Origin of the sequence: Bacillus sp. JJ675, from assembly GCF_036963165.1 — a bacterium.
GTDB classification, from domain to species: Bacteria; Bacillota; Bacilli; order Bacillales; family Bacillaceae; genus Bacillus; species Bacillus glycinifermentans.
The window spans coordinates 1-23,356 of sequence record NZ_JBALMR010000061.1 but is presented as its reverse complement, the minus strand read 5'-3'; the positions used below and the strand labels follow the sequence as shown (position 1 = coordinate 23,356).

Here is a 23,356-nt window from a genome sequence, read left to right as displayed (position 1 = left end):
ATAATGTCTTATGATAAAGTATCACAGGCTCAATCTATTATTATCGGTACGAAGCAGACAGTTAAAGCTCTCAAACGCAATTCTGTCAAAGAAGTTGTCGTAGCGAAAGACGCAGATCCTTGTCTGACGACAGGTGTTATCAATCTGGCAAACGAACAAGGCATTCCCGTCTCCATGGCAGATTCCATGAAGAAGCTCGGCAAAGCCTGCGGAATTGAAGTCGGAGCGGCAGCTGTTGCCATTATTCAATAACGTACTCGTTGTTTTTGCTTGCATGCAAAGACATTGTTTTTTGGTTTTAAATGAACCACCTGGGTATGTGGGTTATAAAACATGATGAAGGGAGGAAATACAACATGCCTACAATTAATCAGTTAGTACGCAAGGGACGCGTGAACAAAGTAGAAACTTCAAAGTCTCCTGCACTTAACAAAGGATACAACAGCTTTAAGAAAGAGCACACTAACGTATCTTCACCACAAAAACGCGGGGTATGTACTCGTGTTGGTACAATGACACCGAAGAAGCCGAACTCAGCGCTTCGTAAATATGCCCGTGTTCGCTTAACAAACGGAATCGAGGTTACTGCCTACATTCCTGGTATCGGACACAACCTGCAAGAGCACAGTGTCGTATTGATCCGCGGCGGACGTGTTAAAGACTTACCGGGGGTACGCTACCACATCGTGCGTGGCGCGCTTGATACTGCCGGAGTTGAAAACCGTGCACAAGGCCGTTCTAAATACGGTACAAAACGTCCTAAGAAAAAATAATTCAGTTTAAATACAAAGAAAAGGGTTTTTAAAAGCGGGGAAATCTGGCAAAGCTGTTAGGGTATCGGACTTCCGCGGGAAGCGGATGTTTCCGTGCTGTATCAGATGCCGTGAAAAACCCCCCTCTGCTTGAAACCCGTAACAAGAGAAGGGAGGCTAATCAGATGCCACGTAAAGGTCCTGTAGCAAAAAGAGACGTTTTGCCTGATCCAATTTACAACTCTAAGCTGGTTACTCGTTTGATCAACAAAATGATGATCGACGGTAAAAAAGGCAAAGCTCAAACAATCCTATACAAGTCATTCGATATCATTAAAGAACGTACCGGCAACGATGCAATGGAGGTTTTCGAACAAGCATTGAAAAACATCATGCCTGTACTTGAAGTTAAAGCACGCCGTGTAGGTGGTGCGAACTACCAAGTGCCTGTAGAGGTTCGTCCTGAACGTCGTACGACTCTTGGACTTCGCTGGTTAGTAAACTACGCTCGTCTCCGCGGAGAAAAAACGATGGAAGAGCGTTTGGCTAACGAAATTTTAGATGCAGCCAACAATACTGGCGCTGCTGTTAAGAAACGTGAAGATACACATAAGATGGCTGAAGCGAACAAAGCGTTTGCTCACTATCGCTGGTAATCTTACGCGACAAAATATTATTTCCTAGAAGGAAGGAGAAAAGACCCAATGGCAAGAGAGTTCTCCTTAGAAAAAACTCGTAATATCGGAATCATGGCTCACATCGATGCCGGTAAGACGACTACAACAGAACGTATCTTGTTCTATACAGGCCGTATCCACAAAATTGGTGAAACTCATGAAGGGGCTTCCCAAATGGACTGGATGGAGCAGGAACAAGAACGCGGTATCACGATTACATCTGCTGCGACGACAGCACAATGGAAAGGACACCGCGTTAACATCATCGATACACCAGGACACGTAGACTTCACGGTTGAAGTTGAACGTTCCCTGCGCGTACTTGATGGTGCCGTTGCCGTTCTTGACGCGCAATCAGGCGTTGAGCCGCAAACTGAAACAGTTTGGCGTCAGGCGACAACTTACGGAGTACCTCGTATCGTATTTGTCAACAAAATGGACAAAACCGGTGCGGATTTCCTTTACTCTGTAGGAACTCTTAGAGACCGTCTTGAGGCGAACGCTCACGCGATCCAATTACCGATTGGCGCTGAAGACAACTTCGAAGGGATCATTGACCTTGTAGAAAACGTTGCGTACTACTACGAAGATGATCTTGGAACACGCTCTGATGCGCGTGAAATCCCTGCTGAGTACAAAGACAAAGCCGAAGAGCTTCGCGCAAGCTTGATTGAAGCTGTTGCTGAGCTTGACGAAGAGCTTATGATGAAGTACTTGGAAGGCGAAGAAATCACAGTTGACGAGCTGAAAGCGGCAATCCGCAAAGGAACTTGTAACGTAGAATTCTACCCGGTTCTATGTGGTTCAGCTTTCAAAAACAAAGGTGTTCAATTAGTGCTTGACGCAGTTCTTGACTACCTGCCAGCTCCGACTGACGTACCGGCAATCAAAGGTATTCTGCCTGATTCTGATGAAGAGGTTACTCGTGAGTCTTCTGACGATGCTCCTTTCTCAGCATTGGCGTTCAAAGTTATGACTGACCCTTACGTTGGTAAGCTGACGTTCTTCCGTGTGTACTCAGGAACGCTTGATTCCGGTTCATACGTAAGAAACTCAACAAAAGGCAAACGTGAGCGCGTCGGACGTATCCTGCAAATGCACGCCAACAGCCGTGAAGAAATCTCAACTGTATACGCAGGGGATATCGCAGCAGCTGTAGGTCTAAAGGATACGACAACTGGTGACACGCTATGCGACGAGAAAAACCTTGTTATCCTGGAATCAATGGAATTCCCTGAGCCTGTTATCCACGTTGCGATCGAGCCTAAATCTAAGGCAGACCAAGACAAAATGTCTACTGCACTGGCTAAACTGGCTGAAGAGGATCCAACGTTCCGTGCGCATACTGACGCTGAAACAGGCCAAACGATCATCGGCGGTATGGGTGAGCTTCACCTTGATATCATCGTTGACCGTATGAAACGCGAATTTAAAGTGGAAGCCAACGTCGGTGCTCCTCAAGTTGCGTATCGCGAAACATTCCGTGCGAGCGCGCAAGTTGAAGGTAAATTCGTACGTCAATCCGGTGGACGCGGACAATTCGGTCACGTTTGGATTGAATTCTCTCCAAACGAAGAAGGAAAAGGCTTTGAATTCGAAAATGCAATCGTCGGCGGTGTCGTTCCTCGTGAATACATTCCGGCTGTTCAAGCAGGGCTTGAAGATGCACTGCAAAACGGTGTTATCGCAGGCTACCCTGTCATCGATATCAAAGCAAAACTGTTTGATGGTTCTTACCACGATGTCGACTCTAACGAAATGGCGTTTAAAATCGCTGCTTCCATGGCGCTTAAAAACGCGGCAAGCAAGTGTAACCCGGTTATTCTTGAGCCGATCTCCAAAGTTGAAGTCGTTATCCCAGAAGAATACATGGGAGACATCATGGGTGACATCACATCACGCCGCGGTCGCGTAGAAGGTATGGAAGGACGCGGAAACGCTCAAGTCGTTCGCGCGATGGTTCCACTTTCTGAAATGTTCGGTTACGCTACGGCGCTCCGTTCAAACACACAAGGACGCGGTACGTTCACAATGGTCTTCGATCACTACGAAGAAGTGCCTAAGAGCATCGCTGATGAGATCATCAAAAAAAATAAAGGCGAATAATTGATTTTGCCGCTTCATTAAAGTATAACTACTATTGTAAGATGAGAAAGTGAAACACAGCTTTCACTTTCTATCACTCTATATATTAAAATAAACCCTTTTAAGGAGGATTTTCAGAATGGCTAAAGAAAAATTCGACCGTTCCAAATCACATGCCAACATCGGTACAATTGGACACGTTGACCATGGTAAAACTACATTAACTGCAGCTATCACAACTGTTCTATCTAAATCAGGTAAAGCAGAAGCTCGTGCATACGATCAAATCGACGGTGCTCCAGAAGAGCGTGAGCGCGGAATCACAATCTCTACTGCACACGTTGAGTACGAAACTGACACTCGTCACTATGCACACGTTGACTGCCCAGGACACGCTGACTATGTTAAAAACATGATCACTGGTGCTGCGCAAATGGACGGAGCGATCCTAGTTGTTTCTGCAGCTGACGGTCCAATGCCACAAACTCGTGAGCACATCCTTCTTTCTCGTAACGTAGGCGTGCCTTACATCGTTGTATTCTTGAACAAATGCGACATGGTAGACGACGAAGAGCTTCTTGAACTAGTTGAAATGGAGGTTCGCGATCTTCTTTCTGAGTACGAATTCCCTGGTGACGATGTACCAGTTATCAAAGGTTCTGCTCTTAAAGCTCTTGAAGGCGACGCTCAATACGAAGAAAAAATTCTTGAGCTTATGGCTGCTGTTGACGAGTACATCCCAACTCCAGAACGTGAAACTGACAAACCGTTCATGATGCCTGTTGAGGACGTATTCTCAATCACTGGTCGTGGTACTGTTGCTACTGGTCGTGTAGAACGCGGTCAAGTTAAAGTCGGTGACGAAGTTGAAATCATCGGTCTTCAAGAAGAAAACAAGAAAACAACTGTTACAGGTGTTGAAATGTTCCGTAAGCTTCTTGACTATGCTGAAGCTGGAGACAACATCGGTGCGCTTCTTCGCGGTGTAGCTCGTGAAGAAATCCAACGTGGCCAAGTACTTGCTCAACCAGGTACAATCACTCCACACAAAAAATTCAAAGCTGAAGTTTACGTTCTTTCTAAAGAAGAAGGCGGACGTCACACTCCATTCTTCTCTAACTACCGTCCTCAGTTCTACTTCCGTACAACTGACGTAACTGGTATCATTCAGCTTCCAGAAGGCGTAGAAATGGTTATGCCTGGAGACAACATTGAAATGAACGTTGAACTGATCTCAAACATCGCGATCGAAGACGGTACTCGCTTCTCTATCCGTGAAGGCGGACGCACTGTTGGTTCAGGCGTTGTTACTTCAATCGTTGAATAATACTAATAAAATGAAAAACGAGATCCGCTAGGGTCTCGTTTTTTTATTTGGGCGTCCTTAGTTCATGTGTGATTATACTAGATATAATGGGAGAATTTTTCCGCTGATAAGTCCTTGATAACCTGAGGTTTGATCTGTATAATTAAAAAAGTGTGCAAATGCCGGTAATATTGAATATTGCCTTGCAACATGCCTATAAATTTTGTATAATAGTGCATGTTGGTCTTTGACTGCGATGAAGTGAGAGGTTGCTGACACACCCGGCCGCTTTGCCATGGCAAGGTGATTCAGGTTTTTCTCACGGAGAATTGTCTAATGTAAGTAGGCGAAAAGGAGGGAAAATAATGGCAAAACAAAAAATTCGTATTCGTTTAAAAGCGTATGATCATAGAATCCTTGATCAATCCGCTGAAAAGATTGTTGAAACGGCTAAACGCTCCGGTGCCAGCGTATCTGGTCCGATCCCGTTGCCAACTGAGAAATCAGTATACACAATCCTTCGTGCGGTGCACAAATACAAAGATTCTCGTGAGCAATTTGAAATGCGTACACATAAACGTTTAATCGACATTGTGAACCCAACACCGCAAACTGTCGATGCTCTTATGCGTTTGGATTTACCATCTGGTGTTGATATCGAAATTAAACTTTAATCTAAATATAGAATGATCTTAACAGGAGGTGTGACGAATGACCAAAGGAATCTTAGGAAGAAAAATTGGTATGACGCAAGTTTTCGCAGAAAACGGTGATCTTATTCCGGTAACTGTTATCGAAGCTGCAGCTAACGTTGTACTTCAAAAGAAAACAGTTGAAAACGACGGTTATGAAGCGATCCAAATCGGTTTTGAAGACAAGCGTGAAAAGCTTGCCAACAAGCCGGAAAAAGGACACGTCGCAAAAGCGGAAACTGCACCTAAGCGCTTCGTTAAAGAATTACGCGGAGTGGATATGGATGCGTATGAAGTTGGTCAGGAAGTCAAAGTTGATATTTTCTCTAACGGAGATATCGTAGATGTAACAGGAATTTCAAAAGGTAAAGGTTTCCAAGGTGCAATCAAACGCCACGGACAATCTCGCGGACCTATGTCTCACGGTTCCCGCTACCATCGTCGTCCTGGTTCAATGGGACCGGTAGACCCTAACCGTGTATTCAAAGGAAAGCTGTTGCCTGGACGTATGGGCGGAGATCAAATCACTGTTCAAAACCTTGAAATCGTAAAAGTTGATGCTGAGCGCAATCTTCTTTTAGTTAAAGGTAACGTTCCTGGTGCAAAAAAATCACTAGTCACTGTAAAAAGTGCTGTTAAATCTAAATAATTCTCTTAGGAAAGGAGGAAATTGATCATGCCAAAAGTAGCATTATACAACCAAAACGGTTCTACTGCTGGTGATATCGAATTAAACGACTCTGTATTTGGAATCGAGCCGAATGAGAGCGTGGTATTCGACGCTATTATTATGCAAAGAGCTTCCTTGCGACAAGGAACTCACAAAGTCAAAAATCGTTCTGAAGTTAGTGGCGGAGGTCGCAAACCTTGGCGTCAAAAAGGTACTGGGCGTGCCCGTCAGGGATCTATCCGTTCACCGCAATGGCGCGGAGGTGGTATCGTATTCGGTCCGACACCACGCAGCTATTCTTATAAATTACCGAAAAAAGTTCGCCGCTTGGCAATCAAATCAGCATTGTCTTCTAAAGTGCAGGACAACAACTTGATCGTTCTTGAAGATCTTACTCTTGATGCGGTTAAAACAAAAGAAATGGCAGCCATCCTTAAAGGTCTGTCTATCGAGAAAAAAGCTTTAATCGTAACTGCAGATGCTAACGAAACAGTTGCGCTATCTGCTCGCAACCTTCCGGGAGTTACGGTCGTTGAAGCTAACGGAATCAACGTTCTCGATGTTGTCGGTCACGAGAAGCTTGTGATGACAAAAGCAGCGGTTGAAAAAGTAGAGGAGGTGCTTGCATAATGAAAGATCCTCGTGATGTTCTTAAGCGCCCCGTCATTACTGAACGTTCTGCTGATTTAATGGCTGAAAAGAAATATACGTTTGAAGTAGACGTTAAAGCTAATAAAACAGAAGTGAAAGACGCAGTTGAAGAAATCTTTGGAGTGAAGGTTGAAAAAGTCAACATTATGAACTACAAAGGGAAATTCAAACGTGTCGGCCGCTACTCTGGTATGACAAACCGTCGCAGAAAAGCAATTGTGAAGCTTACTGCAGACAGCAAAGAAATCGAAATTTTTGAAGCTTAATCACTTGTAAAAAGAAGGAGGGAAATTCAAAATGGCGATTAAAAAGTACAAACCGACCTCAAACGGACGTCGCGGCATGACATCTTCTGATTTCGCTGAAATCACGACAGATCAGCCGGAAAAATCCTTGCTTGCCCCGCTTCACAAAAAAGGCGGACGCAACAACCAAGGTAAATTGACTGTACGTCATCAAGGCGGCGGACATAAACGCCAATACCGTATTATCGACTTCAAACGCGATAAAGATGGTATACCTGGACGCGTTGCTACAGTTGAATACGATCCAAACCGTTCAGCGAACATTGCTCTAATTAACTATGTAGACGGAGAAAAACGCTACATTCTGGCTCCTAAGGGCCTGCAAGTAGGAACTGAAATTATGTCAGGACCAGAAGCTGACATTAAAGTAGGTAATGCACTTCCACTTATCAACATCCCTGTTGGTACAGTTGTGCACAACATCGAATTAAAACCTGGAAAAGGCGGACAGCTTGTACGCTCTGCTGGTACATCTGCCCAAGTTCTTGGTAAAGAAGGTAAATACGTTCTTGTACGTCTTAACTCCGGTGAGGTCCGCATGATTCTTTCTGCTTGCCGCGCTTCGATCGGTCAAGTGGGTAACGAACAGCACGAACTGATCAACATCGGTAAAGCGGGACGTTCACGCTGGAAAGGCGTTCGCCCTACAGTTCGCGGTTCTGTAATGAACCCTAACGATCACCCGCACGGCGGTGGTGAAGGACGCGCTCCAATCGGACGTAAATCACCTATGTCTCCATGGGGTAAACCAACTCTTGGATTCAAAACCCGTAAGAAAAAGAACAAATCAGATAAATTCATCGTACGTCGTCGTAAAAATAAATAACGGGGTTGTCTACGGTTCTTATCGGACCGTAGTGCAATCACGAAGGGAGGTTCCAAAATGGCTCGCAGCTTGAAAAAAGGACCATTTGTCGATGATCATCTAATGACAAAAATCGAGAAATTAAATGAAACGGATAAGAAGCAAGTTGTAAAAACTTGGTCTCGCCGTTCTACAATTTTCCCGCAATTTATCGGTCACACAATCGCAGTCTATGACGGACGCAAACATGTGCCTGTTTACATCTCTGAAGATATGGTAGGTCACAAGTTGGGTGAATTCGCACCGACTCGTACTTACAAAGGTCATGCTAGTGATGACAAAAAAACAAGACGCTAATGAGAGGAGGCTTTTAAATGCAACAAGCTAAAGCTGTCGCAAGAACAGTCCGTATTGCTCCTCGTAAGGCACGTCTAGTAATGGACCTGATTCGAGGCAAGCAAGTAGGTGAAGCAGTATCGATTTTGAACCACACGCCAAAAGCTGCTTCCCCGATTATTGAAAAAGTTTTAAAATCTGCTGTCGCTAACGCTGAGCACAACTATGAGATGGATGTTAACAACCTGGTTGTTACTCAAGCTTACGTGAACGAAGGCCCTACGTTGAAAAGATTCCGTCCTCGCGCTATGGGACGTGCAAGCCAAATCAACAAACGTACGAGCCACATTACTATCGTTGTATCAGAAAAGAAGGAGGGATAACTCGTGGGTCAAAAGGTAAATCCAGTCGGTCTTCGTATCGGAGTCATTCGTGATTGGGAATCTAAGTGGTTCGCTGGCAAAGATTACGCTGACTTCCTTCATGAGGATCTTAAAATCCGTGAATTTATTAATCAACGCCTGTCTGACGCTTCTGTTTCTAAAGTGGAAATCGAGCGTGCGGCAAACCGTGTAAACATTACGATCCACACAGCTAAGCCTGGTATGGTTATCGGTAAAGGCGGTTCTGAAGTCGAAGCGCTTCGCAAAGCCCTTAACAACCTTACTGGCAAGCGTGTACACATCAACATTCTTGAAATCAAAAAAGCTGATCTTGACGCTCAGCTGGTTGCAGACAATATCGCTCGTCAATTGGAAAACCGTATTTCATTCCGTCGTGCGCAAAAGCAACAAATCCAACGCACAATGCGCGCTGGTGCACAAGGTGTGAAAACGATGGTATCCGGTCGTCTTGGCGGCGCAGATATCGCCCGTTCTGAATACTACAGTGAAGGAACTGTTCCATTGCACACATTGCGTGCTGACATCGACTATGCTACATCAGAAGCTGACACAACTTACGGCAAGCTTGGTGTAAAAGTCTGGATCTATCGTGGAGAGGTTCTTCCTACTAAGAAGAAAACTGAGGAAGGAGGAAAATAATATGTTAATGCCAAAACGCGTTAAATATCGCAGAGAGCATCGCGGAAAAATGCGCGGCCGTGCCAAAGGCGGCACTGAAGTGCATTTCGGTGAATACGGTATCCAAGCTCAAGAAGCTTCTTGGATCACAAACCGCCAAATCGAAGCTGCCCGTATCGCGATGACTCGTTACATGAAACGTGGCGGTAAAGTTTGGATCAAAATTTTCCCTTCTAAACCATACACAGCTAAGCCTCTAGAGGTTCGGATGGGTTCCGGTAAAGGTGCTCCTGAAGGATGGGTAGCTGTTGTAAAACCGGGCAAAGTTTTATTTGAAATTTCTGGTGTGTCTGAGGAAGTCGCTCGTGAAGCTCTTCGTCTTGCATCTCACAAATTGCCAATTAAAACGAAGTTCGTAAAACGTGAAGAAATTGGTGGTGAATCAAATGAAAGCTAATGAAATTCGTGACCTTACCACTGCTGAAATTGAACAAAAAGTAAAGTCTCTTAAAGAAGAACTTTTCAATCTTCGCTTTCAATTAGCGACAGGACAACTTGAAAACACTGCTCGCATCCGTGAAGTGCGCAAGTCAATCGCGCGCATGAAAACTGTGATTCGGGAAAGAGAAATTGCTGCCAACAAATAATTCCGGAGGGAGGTTCTCTAAAACATGAGCGAACGCAATCAGCGCAAAGTTTACCAAGGACGTGTCGTTTCTGACAAAATGGATAAAACCATCACTGTTGTTGTAGAAACTTACAAAAAACACCCTCTTTACGGTAAACGCGTAAAGTACTCTAAAAAATTCAAAGCACATGATGAAAATAATCAGGCTAAAATCGGAGACATCGTAAAGATCATGGAAACTCGTCCATTATCTGCGACTAAACGTTTTCGTCTAGTTGAAGTTGTCGAAGAAGCTGTTATTATCTAATAAAGTTCGGAAACCTTTTTCCGAAGGGAGGTAACAAATAATGATTCAACAAGAGACTCGTTTAAAAGTAGCTGACAACTCTGGTGCTCGTGAAGTTCTGACGATCAAAGTTCTTGGCGGTTCCGGACGTAAAACGGCTAACATCGGTGATGTCATTGTTTGCACGGTTAAACAAGCAACACCAGGAGGCGTTGTCAAAAAAGGTGATGTCGTAAAAGCTGTTATCGTTCGTTCAAAAAGCGGTGCGCGCAGAAACGACGGATCTTACATCAAATTCGATGAGAATGCATGTGTTATCATCCGTGACGACAAAAGCCCGCGCGGAACTCGTATCTTCGGACCTGTAGCACGTGAACTTCGTGACAACAACTTTATGAAAATTGTTTCTCTAGCTCCAGAAGTACTTTAATGATATCAATGCCGGACTTAAGGAGGTGCGATCAGGATGCATGTTAAAAAAGGCGATAAAGTAATGGTTATCTCTGGTAAAGATAAAGGGAAACAAGGAGTGATCCTTGCAGCGTTCCCTAAAAAAGACCGCGTAATCGTTGAGGGTGTCAACATGGTGAAGAAGCACTCTAAACCGACGCAAGCAAATCCTCAAGGCGGAATTTTAAACCAAGAGGCGCCAATTCATGTGTCAAACGTAATGCCGCTCGATCCTAAAACAGGTGAAGTGACTCGCGTAGGATACAAAGTTGAAAATGGCAAAAAAGTTCGTATTGCAAAAAAATCTGGGCAAGTTCTAGATAACTAGTAATAAAGGAAGGGAGGTCTATCTCATGAACCGCCTTAAAGAAAAATACACTAAAGAAATTACACCTGCATTAATGAACAAGTTTAATTACAAATCTGTGATGCAAGTGCCAAAAATCGAAAAAATCGTAATCAACATGGGTGTTGGTGACGCTGTTCAAAACGCTAAAGCGATCGATAGCGCTGTTGAAGAATTAACGTTTATCGCAGGTCAGAAACCTGTCGTTACTCGTGCGAAGAAATCTATTGCTGGATTCCGTCTTCGTGAAGGAATGCCGATCGGTGCGAAAGTAACTCTTCGCGGAGAGCGCATGTATGATTTCCTTGATAAACTGATTTCTGTTTCTTTACCACGTGTACGCGACTTCCGCGGTATCTCTAAAAAGTCTTTCGACGGACGTGGAAACTACACGCTGGGAATTAAAGAACAGCTGATCTTCCCTGAAATTGACTATGATAAGGTAACTAAAGTTCGCGGTATGGACATCGTTATCGTAACGACTGCCAATACGGATGAAGAAGCTCGTGAACTATTAACTCAATTAGGTATGCCATTCCAGAAATAATCAATGAAAGGGAGGCGAAATCGTGGCTAAAAAGTCAATGATTGCGAAACAAAAACGCACACCGAAGTTTAAAGTGCAAGAGTACACTCGCTGCGAACGCTGCGGCCGTCCGCACTCTGTAATTCGTAAATTTAAACTTTGCCGTATTTGTTTCCGTGAACTTGCATATAAAGGACAAATTCCTGGCGTTAAAAAAGCCAGCTGGTAATCCCCGTTAATGGGAAGGAGGTTATTAAATAATGGTTATGACAGATCCGATTGCAGATATGCTGACTCGTATTCGTAATGCAAACATGGTACGTCATGAGAAGCTTGAAATCCCCGCTTCTAAATTGAAAAGAGAAATCGCTGAAATCTTGAAAAGAGAAGGTTTCATCCGTGACGTAGAATACATTGAAGACAACAAACAAGGCATCATCCGTGTATTCTTGAAATACGGACAAAACAACGAACGTGTCATCACTGGTCTTAAAAGAATCAGCAAACCTGGTCTGCGCGTATACGCTAAGTCAAACGAAGTGCCTCGCGTACTGAACGGACTTGGAATCGCGATTCTTTCTACATCACATGGTGTGTTAACAGATAAAGAAGCCCGCGCTAAACAAGCTGGCGGAGAAGTTTTAGCATACGTTTGGTAAGAAGTTTAACATGAATGGAGGTGCTTGGTATGTCTCGTGTAGGTAAGAAGCTACTTGAGATTCCTTCTGGCGTTACAGTTACTCTTAACGACAACACTGTAACCGTGAAAGGACCAAAAGGAGAATTAACTCGTACGTTTCATCCTGATATGAACATTAAAATTGAGGACAATGTACTTACTGTAGAACGTCCTTCTGATAACAAAGAACATCGCGCGCTGCATGGTACGACACGCAGCATCATCGGAAACATGGTTGAAGGTGTATCTAAAGGTTTTGAAAGAGGTTTGGAATTAGTCGGTGTCGGTTACCGTGCTTCTAAGTCCGGAAACAAACTTGTTTTGAACGTTGGATACTCTCATCCGGTAGAAATCGTTCCTGAAAACGGAATTGAAATCGAAGTTCCGTCTCAAACGAAAATAGTCGTAAAAGGTACAGATAAAGAGCGTGTTGGAGCAACTGCTGCAAACATCCGCGCTGTACGTTCTCCAGAGCCTTACAAAGGCAAAGGGATCCGCTATGAAGGAGAAATGGTTCGTCGTAAAGAAGGTAAATCTGCTAAGTAAAACCGCTTAAAGTGAGAAAGGAGTGACTCTGGATGATTACGAAAACAAGCAAGAATGCTGCACGTCTTAAAAGACACGCCCGTGTTCGCGCGAAGCTTTCAGGAACGCCTGAGAGACCTCGCCTAAATGTTTTCCGTTCAAACAAACATATCTACGCACAAGTGATCGATGACGTGAACGGTGTTACACTTGTGAGTGCATCTACTCTTGATAAAGACTTTGACGCTGAAAAAAGCAGCGATACGTCTGCGGCTGCAAAAGTTGGAGAGCTTGTTGCAAAACGCGCTTCTGAGAAAGGTATTAAAAACGTCGTGTTCGACCGTGGCGGATACCTGTATCATGGACGTGTAAAAGCATTGGCTGACGCTGCACGCGAAGCTGGTCTGGAATTTTAATAAAAGAAGGAGGGACATGTGAATATGCGTCGTATTGACCCAAGCAAATTAGAGTTAGAAGAACGCTTAGTTACGGTTAACCGCGTAGCGAAAGTTGTTAAAGGTGGTCGTCGTTTCCGTTTCGCAGCTCTAGTCGTTGTCGGTGACAAGAACGGTCACGTCGGATTCGGAACTGGTAAAGCACAAGAAGTGCCGGAAGCGATCCGCAAAGCTGTTGAAGATGCGAAAAAGAATTTGATCGAAGTACCAATGGTTGGAACTACAATTCCACACGAAATCATCGGACATTTCGGTGCAGGAAACATCTTGTTAAAACCTGCTTCTGAAGGTACGGGAGTTATCGCTGGAGGCCCAGTACGTGCGGTGCTTGAGCTTGCCGGTGTATCTGATATCCTTTCTAAATCTTTAGGTTCTAACACACCGATCAACATGATCCGTGCAACAATCCAAGGATTGAGCGAACTGAAGCGCGCTGAGGATGTTGCGAAGCTTCGTGGAAAATCTGTAGAAGAACTGTTAGGATAAGGAGGGAACATTAATGGCTAAATTAGAAATTACCCTCAAACGCAGTGTAATCGGCCGTCCGGAAGATCAGCGCATCACTGTGAGAACGCTTGGTTTAAAGAAAACAAACCAAACCGTTGTTCACGAAGATAACGCTGCGATCCGCGGCATGATCAACAAAGTATCTCATTTAGTTTCTGTTAAAGAACAACAATAAAAATAAATGATAGGCTAAGGAGGTGTCCTAATGAAACTTCATGAATTAAAGCCCGCAGAAGGTTCACGCAAAACGCGCAACCGCGTAGGTCGTGGTATTGGTTCAGGTAACGGTAAAACAGCTGGTAAAGGTCATAAAGGTCAAAACGCTCGTTCTGGCGGCGGTGTACGTCCTGGATTCGAGGGTGGACAAATGCCTTTATTCCAACGTCTTCCTAAACGCGGTTTTACAAACATCAACCGCAAGGAATTCGCTGTGATCAACCTAGACAAACTCAACAGCTTTGCAGAAGGGACGGAAGTTACTCCTGAACTTCTTTTAGAAACAGGTGTAATCAGCAAGTTGAAATCTGGAGTGAAAATTCTTGGCGACGGTAAATTAGAAAAGAAATTAACTGTTAAAGCCAATAAATTCTCCGCTTCTGCTAAACAAGCAATTGAGGCTGCTGGCGGTACAGCTGAGGTGATCTAACTTGTTTAAGACAATCTCCAATTTTATGCGTGTGAAGGATATTCGGAATAAGATTATCTTCACTCTTTTAATGCTTATCGTCTTTCGTATCGGTTCATTCATTCCTGTGCCGAATGTAAATACAGAGGTTCTGAAGGCACAGGATCAAATGAGCGTATTTGGGGTCCTAAACACATTTGGCGGCGGTGCATTATACAACTTTTCCATTCTCGCGATGGGGATTATGCCATACATCACCGCTTCAATTATCATTCAGCTTTTGCAGATGGATGTTGTTCCGAAGTTCACGGAATGGTCGAAGCAGGGTGAAGTTGGCCGCCGTAAATTAGCTCAGTTCACAAGGTACTTCACAATCGTTCTTGGTTTCATCCAAGCTTTAGGTATGTCCTACGGGTTTAATAACATGGCCGGCGGCGCGTTAATCAATGACCCGGGAGTCGGCACTTATTTGACCATTGCGATTGTACTCACTGCCGGAACTGCTTTTTTAATGTGGCTCGGTGAACAAATCACGGCTCATGGAGTTGGCAACGGAATTTCCATCATCATCTTTGCTGGTATCGTTGCCGGTATTCCGCAGACGATCAATCAGATCTATGCTCAGCAGTTTGTAGATGCTGGAGATCAGTTATTCATGCAAATCTTAAAGGTTGTCATTATATTGGTTGCGATTTTGGCGATCGTCGTTGGAGTTATTTTTATTCAACAGGCGGTAAGAAAAATCTCAATTCAATATGCAAAAGGTTCAGGCCGTTCACCTGCTCCTGGCGGTCAGTCAACGCATCTGCCGCTGAAAGTTAACCCGGCGGGTGTCATTCCGGTCATCTTTGCTGTTTCGTTTATCATTACGCCGCGGACCGTGGCATCATTCTTTGGCTCCAACGATGTAACGAACTGGATCCAAAAAACGTTTGATTACACGCATCCGGTCGGAATGTGCGTCTATGCAGCATTGATTATTGCCTTTACCTACTTCTATGCATTTGTCCAGGTAAACCCTGAGCAAATGGCCGATAATCTTAAAAAACAAGGTGGCTATATTCCGGGAGTTCGTCCAGGAAAAATGACTCAGGAAAGAATTACGAGCATTTTGTATCGACTTACATTTGTCGGCTCCATATTCTTGGCTGTGATCGCCATTCTTCCTGTCTTGTTCGTTAATTTTGCTGGGCTGCCTTCTTCTGCACAAATCGGCGGCACGAGCTTGCTGATTGTGATCGGTGTAGCACTTGAAACTATGAAGCAGCTTGAAAGCCAGCTGGTGAAGCGAAACTATCGTGGATTTATGAAGCACTAGAGGAAATGGGATGTGCCCATTCCCTCTAAAAATAGAGAGGACGGGGAATCCGAAATGAACTTAGTCTTAATGGGACTGCCTGGAGCCGGTAAAGGAACACAGGCTGAACGGATTGTTGACGATTTTGGGATACCTCATATCTCAACAGGAGACATGTTCCGCGCTGCCATGAAAGAAGAAACGGATCTTGGACTTGAAGCCAAATCATACATTGATAAAGGTGAACTTGTTCCGGATGAAGTGACGATTGGTATTGTCAGGGAGAGACTTGGCAAGAATGATTGTGACCGGGGTTTTCTTCTGGACGGATTTCCGAGAACAGTCGCTCAAGCTGAGGCACTAGAGGAAATTCTTAAAGAACTGGGCAAGTCGATTGATTATGTCATCAATATTCAAGTCGATAAAGATGCCTTGATGGAACGTCTTACTGGGCGCAGAATCTGCAAAAATTGCGGTGCAACTTATCATTTAGTCTTTAATCCGCCTGCAAAGGAAAATGTATGCGACAAGTGTGGAGGAGAACTCTATCAGCGCGAAGATGATAATGAGGCTACGGTATCCACGCGTCTTGAGGTCAACTTGAAGCAGACTCAGCCTTTACTCGATTTTTATGCGGATAAAGGATATCTTGTAAACATTGAAGGGCAACAGCACATCAATGAAGTTTACGCAGATATAAAAGAGCTTCTCGGAGGCCGGGACAAATGATTATTTGTAAAACTCCCCGAGAAATCGAAATCATGCGTGAAGCAGGCCGGATTGTTGCTTTAACTCACGAGGAGCTTAAAAAGCACATTACACCCGGAATCTCGACAAAAGAATTGGATCAAATTGCCGAACGTTTTATTACGAAGCAGGGTGCAATCCCATCTTTTAAAGGGTATAATGGTTTTCGCGGGAGCATTTGCGTTTCAGTCAACGAAGAGCTGGTTCACGGTATACCTGGAAGCCGGGTGCTTCGTGACGGAGACATCATCAGCATCGATATCGGTGCGAAGCTAAACGGTTATCATGGTGACTCTGCATGGACGTATCCAGTGGGAACGATCAGCGATGAGGATCAAAAGCTGCTGGACGTGACAGAGGAATCTTTATATAGAGGCTTGCAGGAAGCAAAACCGGGAGAACGTTTGTCGAATATTTCCCACGCAATACAAACGTATGTCGAAAGCGAACATTTTTCTGTTGTCAGGGAATATGTCGGACATGGGGTCGGGCAGGATCTGCATGAGGACCCGCAAATTCCTCACTACGGTCCGCCGAATAAAGGTCCGCGGTTAAAGCCCGGCATGGTCTTGGCCATTGAACCGATGGTCAACGCAGGCAGCCGGTATGTCAAAACGCTGGCTGATAATTGGACGGTTGTTACTGTGGACGGGAAAAAGTGTGCTCATTTTGAACACACGATTGCGATTACGGAGACAGGTTTTGATATACTGACAAAAGCCTAGGTGAATGAGATGATTCGGAAAACGCCTGAAATTGGACAGTTCGTACGTATTACACGAGGACGCGAAACGAACCAATACGCAGTTGTTATCGATATCTTCGATCATCATCATGTGCTGGTAGCAGACGGAGAAAAACGTAAATTTCATTCTCCTAAGAAAAAGAATATCAATCATTTAACCTTTTATGATTGCGTATCTCCGGAAGTTCAGAACAGTATAAACGAAACTGGGCGTGTGACAAATGGAAAATTGAGATATTCTCTTTTGAAATTTGTCAGAGAGCAAGTTACTGATTTGAAGAAGGGAGAACACTTGAATGGCGAAAGACGATGTAATTGAAGTGGAAGGTACAGTAGTCGAAACGCTGCCAAACGCAATGTTCAAAGTTGAACTTGAAAATGGCCACACGGTTTTGGCTCATGTATCCGGTAAGATCCGTATGCACTTCATTCGCATTTTACCTGGAGACAAAGTTACGGTAGAATTATCTCCATATGACTTAACTCGTGGTAGAATTACGTACCGTTACAAATAAGGCACTCCGGAAATTGAAGGAGGTTGGAAACACATGAAAGTGAGACCATCAGTTAAACCGATCTGTGAAAAATGCAAGGTCATTCGCAGAAAAGGAAAAGTAATGGTGATCTGTGAAAATCCAAAGCATAAACAAAAACAAGGCTAATTTTTAAGGAGGTGCGAGAGAGAATGGCTCGTATTGCTGGTGTAGATATCCCACGTGACAAACGTGTTGTTATTTCATTGACATACATCTATGGAATCGGCCGTACAACGGCTCAGCAAGTATTAAAAGAAGCTGGTGTTTCTGAAGATACTCGCGTTCGTGATTTGACTGAAGAGGAACTTGGTAAAATCCGTGACGCGATCGACAAATTGAAAGTTGAAGGTGACCTTCGCCGTGAAGTGTCTCTTAACATCAAACGTCTGATCGAAATCGGAAGCTACCGCGGAATTCGCCATCGTCGCGGATTGCCTGTTCGCGGTCAAAATACGAAAAACAATGCGCGTACTCGTAAAGGTCCGCGTCGTACTGTAGCTAACAAGAAAAAATAAGCAAGGGAGGTATTTGAACAATGGCTGCTGCTCGTAAATCAAACACGCGTAAACGCCGCGTGAAAAAGAATATTGAATCTGGAATCGCTCATATTCGTTCAACTTTCAACAACACGATCGTTACAATTACTGATGTTCATGGCAATGCTCTTTCTTGGTCAAGTGCCGGAGCTCTAGGATTTAAAGGATCTCGTAAATCCACTCCATTCGCTGCACAAATGGCCGCTGAAACAGCTGCAAAAGCTTCAATGGAACATGGACTGAAAACTCTTGAAGTTACTGTTAAAGGACCGGGTTCTGGCCGTGAAGCTGCAATCCGTGCACTGCAAGCTGCCGGACTTGAAGTTACTGCGATCAGAGACGTAACGCCTGTTCCTCATAACGGTTGCCGTCCGCCAAAACGTCGCCGCGTGTAATTTGTTTGTATAGATTTTGTGTCCCTGTCAATAATGGGTTATGATACAGTTAATTTATAAAACGAATGCACACTCGTTGCCTGAGCACATACGGGACTAAACAATGGGGAATTTCGGATAGAATGAGAGGAATTCTGTCCGGGGTTTCGACGTTTTGAAGGAGGGTTTTATGAAATGATCGAGATTGAAAAACCAAAAATCGAAACGGTTGAAATCAGCGACGATGCCAAGTATGGTAAATTTGTCGTAGAGCCACTTGAGCGTGGATATGGTACAACTTTGGGTAACTCCTTACGTCGTATCCTTTTATCCTCACTCCCTGGTGCCGCTGTAACATCGATCCAGATAGATGGTGTACTGCATGAATTCTCGACGATTGAAGGCGTTGTTGAAGATGTTACAACGATTATCTTAAACATTAAAAAACTTGCATTGAAAATCTACTCTGAAGAAGAGAAGACGCTTGAGATTGATGTTCAGGGTGAAGGAGTTGTAACGGCTGCTGATATTACCCACGACAGTGATGTTGAGATTTTGAATCCTGATCTTCACATTGCGACTCTTGGCCAAAACGCGAGTTTCCGAGTTCGCTTAACAGCTCAAAGAGGTCGCGGGTACACACCAGCTGATGCGAATAAAAGAGACGATCAGCCGATTGGCGTCATCCCGATTGATTCCATCTATACACCTGTTTCTCGCGTTTCATATCAAGTAGAGAATACTCGTGTGGGTCAGATTACAAACTATGACAAACTTACGCTTGACGTATGGACAGATGGAAGCACTGGACCAAAAGAAGCGATTGCGCTTGGTTCAAAGATTTTAACTGAACACCTTAATATTTTTGTCGGCTTGACCGACGAAGCCCAGCATGCTGAAATCATGGTTGAAAAAGAAGAGGATCAGAAAGAAAAAGTTCTGGAGATGACAATTGAAGAACTTGACCTTTCCGTCCGTTCTTACAACTGCTTGAAACGTGCGGGCATCAATACGGTTCAAGAGCTTGCGAACAAGACTGAAGAAGATATGATGAAAGTTCGCAACCTGGGTCGCAAATCACTTGAAGAAGTGAAAGCGAAACTTGAAGAGCTTGGACTCGGCCTTCGCAAAGACGATTGACTAGTTTCCATGTGAACTAGGATTTTCGTGTGTTTTTTATTTCAGATAGAGTATTTCAATAAAGGAGGGGACACCACATGTCATACAGAAAACTGGGACGCACTAGTGCACAGCGTAAAGCAATGCTGCGTGATCTTACAACAGACTTGATCATCAACGAAAGAATCGAAACAACAGAAGCTCGCGCGAAAGAACTTCGCTCTGTTGTAGAAAAAATGATTACACTTGGCAAGCGTGGAGATTTACACGCACGCCGCCAAGCAGCTGCATACATCCGCAACGAGGTAGCAGACGCAGAGAAAGACCAAGATGCACTTCAAAAACTTTTCTCTGAAGTAGCACCTCGTTATGAAGAGCGCCAAGGCGGATACACACGCATTATGAAGCTTGGTCCTCGCCGTGGTGACGGAGCACCAATGGCTATCATCGAATTGGTTTAATCACATATATTGTGTGTCTAAAGAAGGGCGGGACAGTTTTTAACTGGATCTATGCCCTTTTTTTAGATATCGGGTTTTTTTGTCGTTAACGAATAGTCAGATAAGCAGAGTTTTTAGATGAGAGGAGGCCGGATGGGCAAAATGAATCAAGAGCGATTGATAGCTGTAGAGGATATCACATTCCGTTACCAGAAAGACGCGGACAGTGCTGCGCTTGATCATGTATCGTTTCATGTTTCGAAAGGAGAATGGCTCGCGATCGTCGGCCACAATGGTTCAGGGAAATCGACGCTTGCCCGGGCTTTAAACGGCCTGATTCTGCCTGATGAAGGATCGATCGAAGTCGGCGGCATCAAGCTGACAGAAGAAACGGTCTGGGATGTCAGGAAAAAAGTCGGCATGGTTTTTCAAAATCCCGATAACCAATTTGTCGGGACCACCGTTCGCGATGATGTGGCTTTTGGTTTAGAAAACAACGGCGTTCCAAGAGAAGACATGGTGGAAAGGGTAGATTGGGCTGTTCAACAGGTGAATATGCAGGACTTTCTCGATCAAGAGCCGCACCATCTCTCAGGAGGGCAAAAGCAGCGTGTGGCGATTGCGGGAGTGCTTGCCGCCCGGCCTGACATCATGATCCTTGATGAAGCCACTTCAATGCTCGACCCGATGGGAAGAGAGGAAGTGCTTGAGACGGTCAGACGGTTAAAAGACGAAGGAATGGTGACGGTCATTTCGATTACCCATGATTTAAACGAGGCGGCAAAGGCGGACCGGATCATCGTCATGAACGGCGGAAAAAAATATGCCGAAGGATCGCCGGAAGAAGTCTTCCGCCGCGATAAAGAACTCATTGAAATCGGACTTGACCTGCCTTTTTCCGTTCAGCTTGGCCGGCTCTTAAAAGAAAGAGGACTGGCTGTAAACGGCGATCATCTGACACAAGAAGGATTGGTGAATGAGCTATGGACATTGCGATCAAAGATGTAGAGCACCGATACCAGATGAAAACGCCTTTTGAACGCCTGGCGCTTTACGATGTCAATGCCGTGATCAACGAGGGAAGCTATGTCGCCGTTATCGGGCATACAGGGTCAGGGAAATCGACCTTGCTTCAGCACCTGAACGGGCTGTTAAAGCCGACGAAAGGACAGATCCGCCTCGGTAAAGAAGTGATTGAAGCAGGAAAAAAGAATAAGCACTTAAAAGCGCTCCGAAAAAAAGTCGGCATCGTGTTTCAGTTTCCGGAACACCAGCTGTTCGAAGAAACGATTTTAAAGGACATTGCTTTTGGACCCGTCAATTTTGGGGTAAGCCAAAAGCAGGCTGAAGAAAAGGCAAGGGAAATGCTGAAGCTTGTTGGACTGCCTGAGGAGCTGAGCGACCGGTCTCCGTTCGAGCTGAGCGGCGGACAAATGAGACGCGTGGCAATTGCGGGAGTGCTGGCGATGGAGCCCGAGGTTCTCGTTCTCGATGAACCGACTGCAGGGCTTGATCCAAGAGGCCGCAAAGAAATCATGGACATGTTTTACGATTTGCACAAAAAGAGAAAGCTGACGACAATTCTCGTCACCCACAGTATGGAAGACGCAGCAGCATATGCCGACGAGCTGATCGTCATGCACAAGGGGACTGTAAAAGCAAAAGGAACCCCTCGCGAGATCTTTTCAAAAAGCGATGAAATTTCGGCTTTCGGCCTTGATATGCCGGAAACGATTAAATTTCAAAAACGGCTTGAAGAGGCATTCGGCATCAGGTTTAAATCGCCGATCCTGACGATCGAAGAAGCGGCTTCCGAAATTAAAGCGCTCTTTCAGGAGGAAAATGCCCTATGATGGATAGTATCATTATCGGCAAGTATGTTCCTGGTTCTTCGGTTATCCATCGTCTTGATCCGCGTACGAAGCTGTTATCCATATTTCTTTTCGTCTTTATCGTTTTTTTTGCCAATAACACCGTAACATACGCTTTGCTCGGCGTGTTTACCGTTCTTGCGGCCGCCTTGTCGAAAGTCCCCGTCCGCTTTCTTTTAAAAGGGATGAAACCGGTGGTATGGATCGTGCTGTTTACGTTTCTGCTCCATATCCTAATGACGCGTGAAGGACCCGTCCTCGCCGATCTCCGCTTATTTAAAATTTATGAGCAGGGTCTTGTTCAGGGCATTTTTATTTCGCTTCGGTTTATTTATTTGATCGTCATCACGACGCTTTTAACGCTGACAACCACTCCGATCGAAGTAACGGATGGGCTTGAGCGTTTGCTCGGCCCGTTTAAAAAACTGAAGCTGCCCGTTCACGAACTCGCTTTAATGATGTCCATTTCGCTTCGATTTATACCGACTCTTATCGAAGAGACGGATAAGATCATGAAGGCGCAAATGGCGAGAGGCGCAGATTTTACAAGCGGTCCGCTGAAAGACCGCGTCAAAGCGGTCGTTCCCCTTCTTGTCCCGCTGTTTGTCAGCGCCTTTAAAAGAGCTGAAGAACTGGCGACGGCGATGGAGGCGCGCGGCTACCGGGGAGGGGAAGGCCGTACGAAGTACAGGCAGCTGACATGGAAAGGGAAGGACACTGCCGTTCTCCTCATTTTAGTCATTCTTGCAGCCTTATTAATCCTATTGCGGACTTAGGTGATACATGATGAGAGTAAAGTGCACCATTTCATACGACGGACATCTTTTTTACGGTTATCAGGTCCAGCCTGGGCAGAGAACCGTGCAGGATGAGCTGGAAAAGGCGCTGAAAACCCTTCATAAAACGAAGGAGCGCATTCCCGTCGTTTCATCCGGAAGAACCGACAGCGGCGTTCATGCGGTCGGACAGACGATTCATTTTGACAGTCCGCTTTCCATCCCTGTGGCAAAATGGCCGTATGCTTTAAATGCTCTGCTTCCTGACGATGTAGCGGTCACGAAAGCGGAGGTTGTCGATGACCAGTTTCATGCGCGGTTTTCTGCAAAGAAAAAAGAATACAGGTACATGATTTACAGGGGAAGATACCCGAATGTGTTCAAACGCCATTACGCATATCACATCCCGTACGAACTCGATATGCAGAAGGTGGAGAAAGCATCGCGGTTTTTGGTCGGCACCCACGATTTCACAAGTTTTTGCACGGCCAAAACCGAGGTGAAAGATAAAGTCAGGACGATTTATGAGCTTGAATGGTCTGAAACCGAAGACGGCCTGCAAATGAGGGTCGTCGGCAGCGGATTCT

At 44.9% G+C, this 23,356-nt stretch carries 40 protein-coding genes; all 40 read left to right on the top strand.

The genetic code is table 11. From position 1 onward, the window contains the following. Nucleotides 1–3 precede the first annotated feature (3 nt). Nucleotides 4–252 (top strand): 50S ribosomal protein L7ae-like protein, encoded by a 249-nt coding sequence (locus V7126_RS16010; protein ID WP_046128849.1) that lies wholly within the window; start codon nucleotides 4–6, stop codon nucleotides 250–252. A gap of 104 nt (nucleotides 253–356) precedes the next feature. Continuing rightward, entirely contained in the window at nucleotides 357–773 is a 417-nt protein-coding gene (gene rpsL, locus V7126_RS16005) for a 30S ribosomal protein S12 (RefSeq protein WP_006640313.1), read from the top strand. 164 nt (nucleotides 774–937) lie between these two features. After that, nucleotides 938–1,408, top strand: a complete 471-nt coding sequence (gene rpsG / locus V7126_RS16000) for a 30S ribosomal protein S7 (protein WP_006640314.1) — start codon at nucleotides 938–940, stop codon at nucleotides 1,406–1,408. Between the two features lie 48 nt (nucleotides 1,409–1,456). Then, on the top strand, nucleotides 1,457–3,535 hold the full coding sequence (fusA, locus tag V7126_RS15995; protein ID WP_006640315.1) for an elongation factor G: 2,079 nt from the start codon (nucleotides 1,457–1,459) through the stop codon (nucleotides 3,533–3,535). A 118-nt stretch (nucleotides 3,536–3,653) separates the two neighbouring features. Next, nucleotides 3,654–4,841, top strand: coding sequence for an elongation factor Tu (gene tuf / locus V7126_RS15990; protein WP_046128850.1), 1,188 nt, complete (start codon nucleotides 3,654–3,656; stop codon nucleotides 4,839–4,841). Between the two features lie 344 nt (nucleotides 4,842–5,185). After that, entirely contained in the window at nucleotides 5,186–5,494 is a 309-nt protein-coding gene (gene rpsJ / locus V7126_RS15985; RefSeq protein WP_003156464.1) for a 30S ribosomal protein S10, read from the top strand. A 37-nt stretch (nucleotides 5,495–5,531) separates the two neighbouring features. After that, entirely contained in the window at nucleotides 5,532–6,161 is a 630-nt protein-coding gene (gene rplC / locus V7126_RS15980) for a 50S ribosomal protein L3 (protein WP_046128851.1), read from the top strand. Nucleotides 6,162–6,188: 27 nt separating this feature from the next. Beyond that, complete coding sequence (gene rplD, locus V7126_RS15975) at nucleotides 6,189–6,812, top strand: 50S ribosomal protein L4 (protein WP_046128852.1); 624 nt, start codon at nucleotides 6,189–6,191, stop codon at nucleotides 6,810–6,812. Further along, nucleotides 6,812–7,099: a 50S ribosomal protein L23 gene (gene rplW, locus V7126_RS15970; protein ID WP_006640319.1), complete on the top strand. Its 288-nt coding sequence runs from the start codon at nucleotides 6,812–6,814 to the stop codon at nucleotides 7,097–7,099. The genes rplD and rplW overlap by 1 nt, the downstream gene beginning before the upstream one ends. A gap of 31 nt (nucleotides 7,100–7,130) precedes the next feature. After that, nucleotides 7,131–7,964: a 50S ribosomal protein L2 gene (gene rplB, locus V7126_RS15965; protein ID WP_046128853.1), complete on the top strand. Its 834-nt coding sequence runs from the start codon at nucleotides 7,131–7,133 to the stop codon at nucleotides 7,962–7,964. A 57-nt stretch (nucleotides 7,965–8,021) separates the two neighbouring features. Then, nucleotides 8,022–8,300 (top strand): 30S ribosomal protein S19, encoded by a 279-nt coding sequence (rpsS, locus tag V7126_RS15960; RefSeq protein WP_006640321.1) that lies wholly within the window; start codon nucleotides 8,022–8,024, stop codon nucleotides 8,298–8,300. Nucleotides 8,301–8,317: 17 nt separating this feature from the next. Further along, nucleotides 8,318–8,662 (top strand): 50S ribosomal protein L22, encoded by a 345-nt coding sequence (gene rplV / locus V7126_RS15955; RefSeq protein WP_046128854.1) that lies wholly within the window; start codon nucleotides 8,318–8,320, stop codon nucleotides 8,660–8,662. 3 nt (nucleotides 8,663–8,665) lie between these two features. Beyond that, nucleotides 8,666–9,322: a 30S ribosomal protein S3 gene (rpsC, locus tag V7126_RS15950; protein WP_046128855.1), complete on the top strand. Its 657-nt coding sequence runs from the start codon at nucleotides 8,666–8,668 to the stop codon at nucleotides 9,320–9,322. Between the two features lies 1 nt (nucleotide 9,323). Next, entirely contained in the window at nucleotides 9,324–9,758 is a 435-nt protein-coding gene (rplP, locus tag V7126_RS15945; protein ID WP_006640324.1) for a 50S ribosomal protein L16, read from the top strand. Further along, entirely contained in the window at nucleotides 9,748–9,948 is a 201-nt protein-coding gene (rpmC, locus tag V7126_RS15940; RefSeq protein WP_003178343.1) for a 50S ribosomal protein L29, read from the top strand. The genes rplP and rpmC overlap by 11 nt, the downstream gene beginning before the upstream one ends. Nucleotides 9,949–9,972: 24 nt before the next feature. Then, nucleotides 9,973–10,236 carry a 30S ribosomal protein S17 gene (rpsQ, locus tag V7126_RS15935; protein ID WP_006640325.1) on the top strand — a complete coding sequence of 88 codons (264 nt, stop codon included), beginning with the start codon at nucleotides 9,973–9,975 and terminating at the stop codon, nucleotides 10,234–10,236. Between the two features lie 40 nt (nucleotides 10,237–10,276). Continuing rightward, complete coding sequence (gene rplN, locus V7126_RS15930; RefSeq protein ID WP_026586062.1) at nucleotides 10,277–10,645, top strand: 50S ribosomal protein L14; 369 nt, start codon at nucleotides 10,277–10,279, stop codon at nucleotides 10,643–10,645. A gap of 36 nt (nucleotides 10,646–10,681) precedes the next feature. Beyond that, entirely contained in the window at nucleotides 10,682–10,993 is a 312-nt protein-coding gene (gene rplX, locus V7126_RS15925) for a 50S ribosomal protein L24 (RefSeq protein ID WP_003178350.1), read from the top strand. 25 nt (nucleotides 10,994–11,018) lie between these two features. Then, on the top strand, nucleotides 11,019–11,558 hold the full coding sequence (gene rplE, locus V7126_RS15920; RefSeq protein WP_046128856.1) for a 50S ribosomal protein L5: 540 nt from the start codon (nucleotides 11,019–11,021) through the stop codon (nucleotides 11,556–11,558). A 22-nt stretch (nucleotides 11,559–11,580) separates the two neighbouring features. Next, nucleotides 11,581–11,766: a 30S ribosomal protein S14 gene (gene rpsN / locus V7126_RS15915; RefSeq protein ID WP_003178353.1), complete on the top strand. Its 186-nt coding sequence runs from the start codon at nucleotides 11,581–11,583 to the stop codon at nucleotides 11,764–11,766. Nucleotides 11,767–11,797: 31 nt separating this feature from the next. Further along, a complete protein-coding gene (gene rpsH, locus V7126_RS15910) occupies nucleotides 11,798–12,196 on the top strand; it encodes a 30S ribosomal protein S8 (protein WP_006640329.1) in 399 nt (132 codons plus the stop codon). Between the two features lie 29 nt (nucleotides 12,197–12,225). After that, nucleotides 12,226–12,762 carry a 50S ribosomal protein L6 gene (rplF, locus tag V7126_RS15905; RefSeq protein ID WP_046128857.1) on the top strand — a complete coding sequence of 179 codons (537 nt, stop codon included), beginning with the start codon at nucleotides 12,226–12,228 and terminating at the stop codon, nucleotides 12,760–12,762. A 32-nt stretch (nucleotides 12,763–12,794) separates the two neighbouring features. Beyond that, complete coding sequence (gene rplR, locus V7126_RS15900) at nucleotides 12,795–13,157, top strand: 50S ribosomal protein L18 (RefSeq protein WP_046128858.1); 363 nt, start codon at nucleotides 12,795–12,797, stop codon at nucleotides 13,155–13,157. Nucleotides 13,158–13,181: 24 nt separating this feature from the next. Next, on the top strand, nucleotides 13,182–13,682 hold the full coding sequence (rpsE, locus tag V7126_RS15895; protein WP_046128859.1) for a 30S ribosomal protein S5: 501 nt from the start codon (nucleotides 13,182–13,184) through the stop codon (nucleotides 13,680–13,682). 13 nt (nucleotides 13,683–13,695) lie between these two features. Further along, the gene (gene rpmD, locus V7126_RS15890; protein ID WP_046128860.1) at nucleotides 13,696–13,878 is read left to right on the top strand and encodes a 50S ribosomal protein L30; all 183 of its coding nucleotides are present in this window, start codon (nucleotides 13,696–13,698) and stop codon (nucleotides 13,876–13,878) included. Nucleotides 13,879–13,908: 30 nt separating this feature from the next. Beyond that, entirely contained in the window at nucleotides 13,909–14,349 is a 441-nt protein-coding gene (gene rplO / locus V7126_RS15885; RefSeq protein ID WP_029418438.1) for a 50S ribosomal protein L15, read from the top strand. 1 nt (nucleotide 14,350) lies between these two features. After that, a complete protein-coding gene (secY, locus tag V7126_RS15880) occupies nucleotides 14,351–15,646 on the top strand; it encodes a preprotein translocase subunit SecY (RefSeq protein ID WP_046128861.1) in 1,296 nt (431 codons plus the stop codon). 54 nt (nucleotides 15,647–15,700) lie between these two features. Continuing rightward, on the top strand, nucleotides 15,701–16,354 hold the full coding sequence (locus V7126_RS15875; protein WP_046128880.1) for an adenylate kinase: 654 nt from the start codon (nucleotides 15,701–15,703) through the stop codon (nucleotides 16,352–16,354). Beyond that, nucleotides 16,351–17,097, top strand: coding sequence for a type I methionyl aminopeptidase (map, locus tag V7126_RS15870; RefSeq protein ID WP_046128862.1), 747 nt, complete (start codon nucleotides 16,351–16,353; stop codon nucleotides 17,095–17,097). Before V7126_RS15875 ends, map begins: the two co-directional genes overlap by 4 nt. 9 nt (nucleotides 17,098–17,106) lie before the next feature. Then, nucleotides 17,107–17,436: a KOW domain-containing RNA-binding protein gene (locus V7126_RS15865; protein ID WP_046128863.1), complete on the top strand. Its 330-nt coding sequence runs from the start codon at nucleotides 17,107–17,109 to the stop codon at nucleotides 17,434–17,436. Further along, nucleotides 17,414–17,632, top strand: a complete 219-nt coding sequence (gene infA, locus V7126_RS15860) for a translation initiation factor IF-1 (protein WP_003178377.1) — start codon at nucleotides 17,414–17,416, stop codon at nucleotides 17,630–17,632. Before V7126_RS15865 ends, infA begins: the two co-directional genes overlap by 23 nt. 33 nt (nucleotides 17,633–17,665) lie before the next feature. Next, a complete protein-coding gene (rpmJ, locus tag V7126_RS15855) occupies nucleotides 17,666–17,779 on the top strand; it encodes a 50S ribosomal protein L36 (protein ID WP_003156543.1) in 114 nt (37 codons plus the stop codon). A gap of 23 nt (nucleotides 17,780–17,802) precedes the next feature. Continuing rightward, nucleotides 17,803–18,168 carry a 30S ribosomal protein S13 gene (gene rpsM / locus V7126_RS15850; protein ID WP_046128864.1) on the top strand — a complete coding sequence of 122 codons (366 nt, stop codon included), beginning with the start codon at nucleotides 17,803–17,805 and terminating at the stop codon, nucleotides 18,166–18,168. Between the two features lie 20 nt (nucleotides 18,169–18,188). Next, complete coding sequence (gene rpsK, locus V7126_RS15845) at nucleotides 18,189–18,584, top strand: 30S ribosomal protein S11 (protein WP_046128865.1); 396 nt, start codon at nucleotides 18,189–18,191, stop codon at nucleotides 18,582–18,584. Between the two features lie 174 nt (nucleotides 18,585–18,758). Next, the gene (locus V7126_RS15840; RefSeq protein WP_046128866.1) at nucleotides 18,759–19,703 is read left to right on the top strand and encodes a DNA-directed RNA polymerase subunit alpha; all 945 of its coding nucleotides are present in this window, start codon (nucleotides 18,759–18,761) and stop codon (nucleotides 19,701–19,703) included. 77 nt (nucleotides 19,704–19,780) lie between these two features. Continuing rightward, complete coding sequence (gene rplQ, locus V7126_RS15835) at nucleotides 19,781–20,143, top strand: 50S ribosomal protein L17 (RefSeq protein ID WP_046128867.1); 363 nt, start codon at nucleotides 19,781–19,783, stop codon at nucleotides 20,141–20,143. Between the two features lie 141 nt (nucleotides 20,144–20,284). After that, entirely contained in the window at nucleotides 20,285–21,130 is an 846-nt protein-coding gene (locus V7126_RS15830; protein WP_046128881.1) for an energy-coupling factor ABC transporter ATP-binding protein, read from the top strand. Then, nucleotides 21,106–21,975, top strand: a complete 870-nt coding sequence (locus V7126_RS15825) for an energy-coupling factor ABC transporter ATP-binding protein (RefSeq protein ID WP_046128868.1) — start codon at nucleotides 21,106–21,108, stop codon at nucleotides 21,973–21,975. The genes V7126_RS15830 and V7126_RS15825 overlap by 25 nt, the downstream gene beginning before the upstream one ends. Then, entirely contained in the window at nucleotides 21,972–22,769 is a 798-nt protein-coding gene (locus V7126_RS15820; protein WP_046128869.1) for an energy-coupling factor transporter transmembrane component T family protein, read from the top strand. Before V7126_RS15825 ends, V7126_RS15820 begins: the two co-directional genes overlap by 4 nt. A gap of 10 nt (nucleotides 22,770–22,779) precedes the next feature. Continuing rightward, nucleotides 22,780–23,356 (top strand): tRNA pseudouridine(38-40) synthase TruA (truA, locus tag V7126_RS15815; RefSeq protein WP_335497709.1); only part of this gene is annotated, 577 nt, incomplete at its 3' end.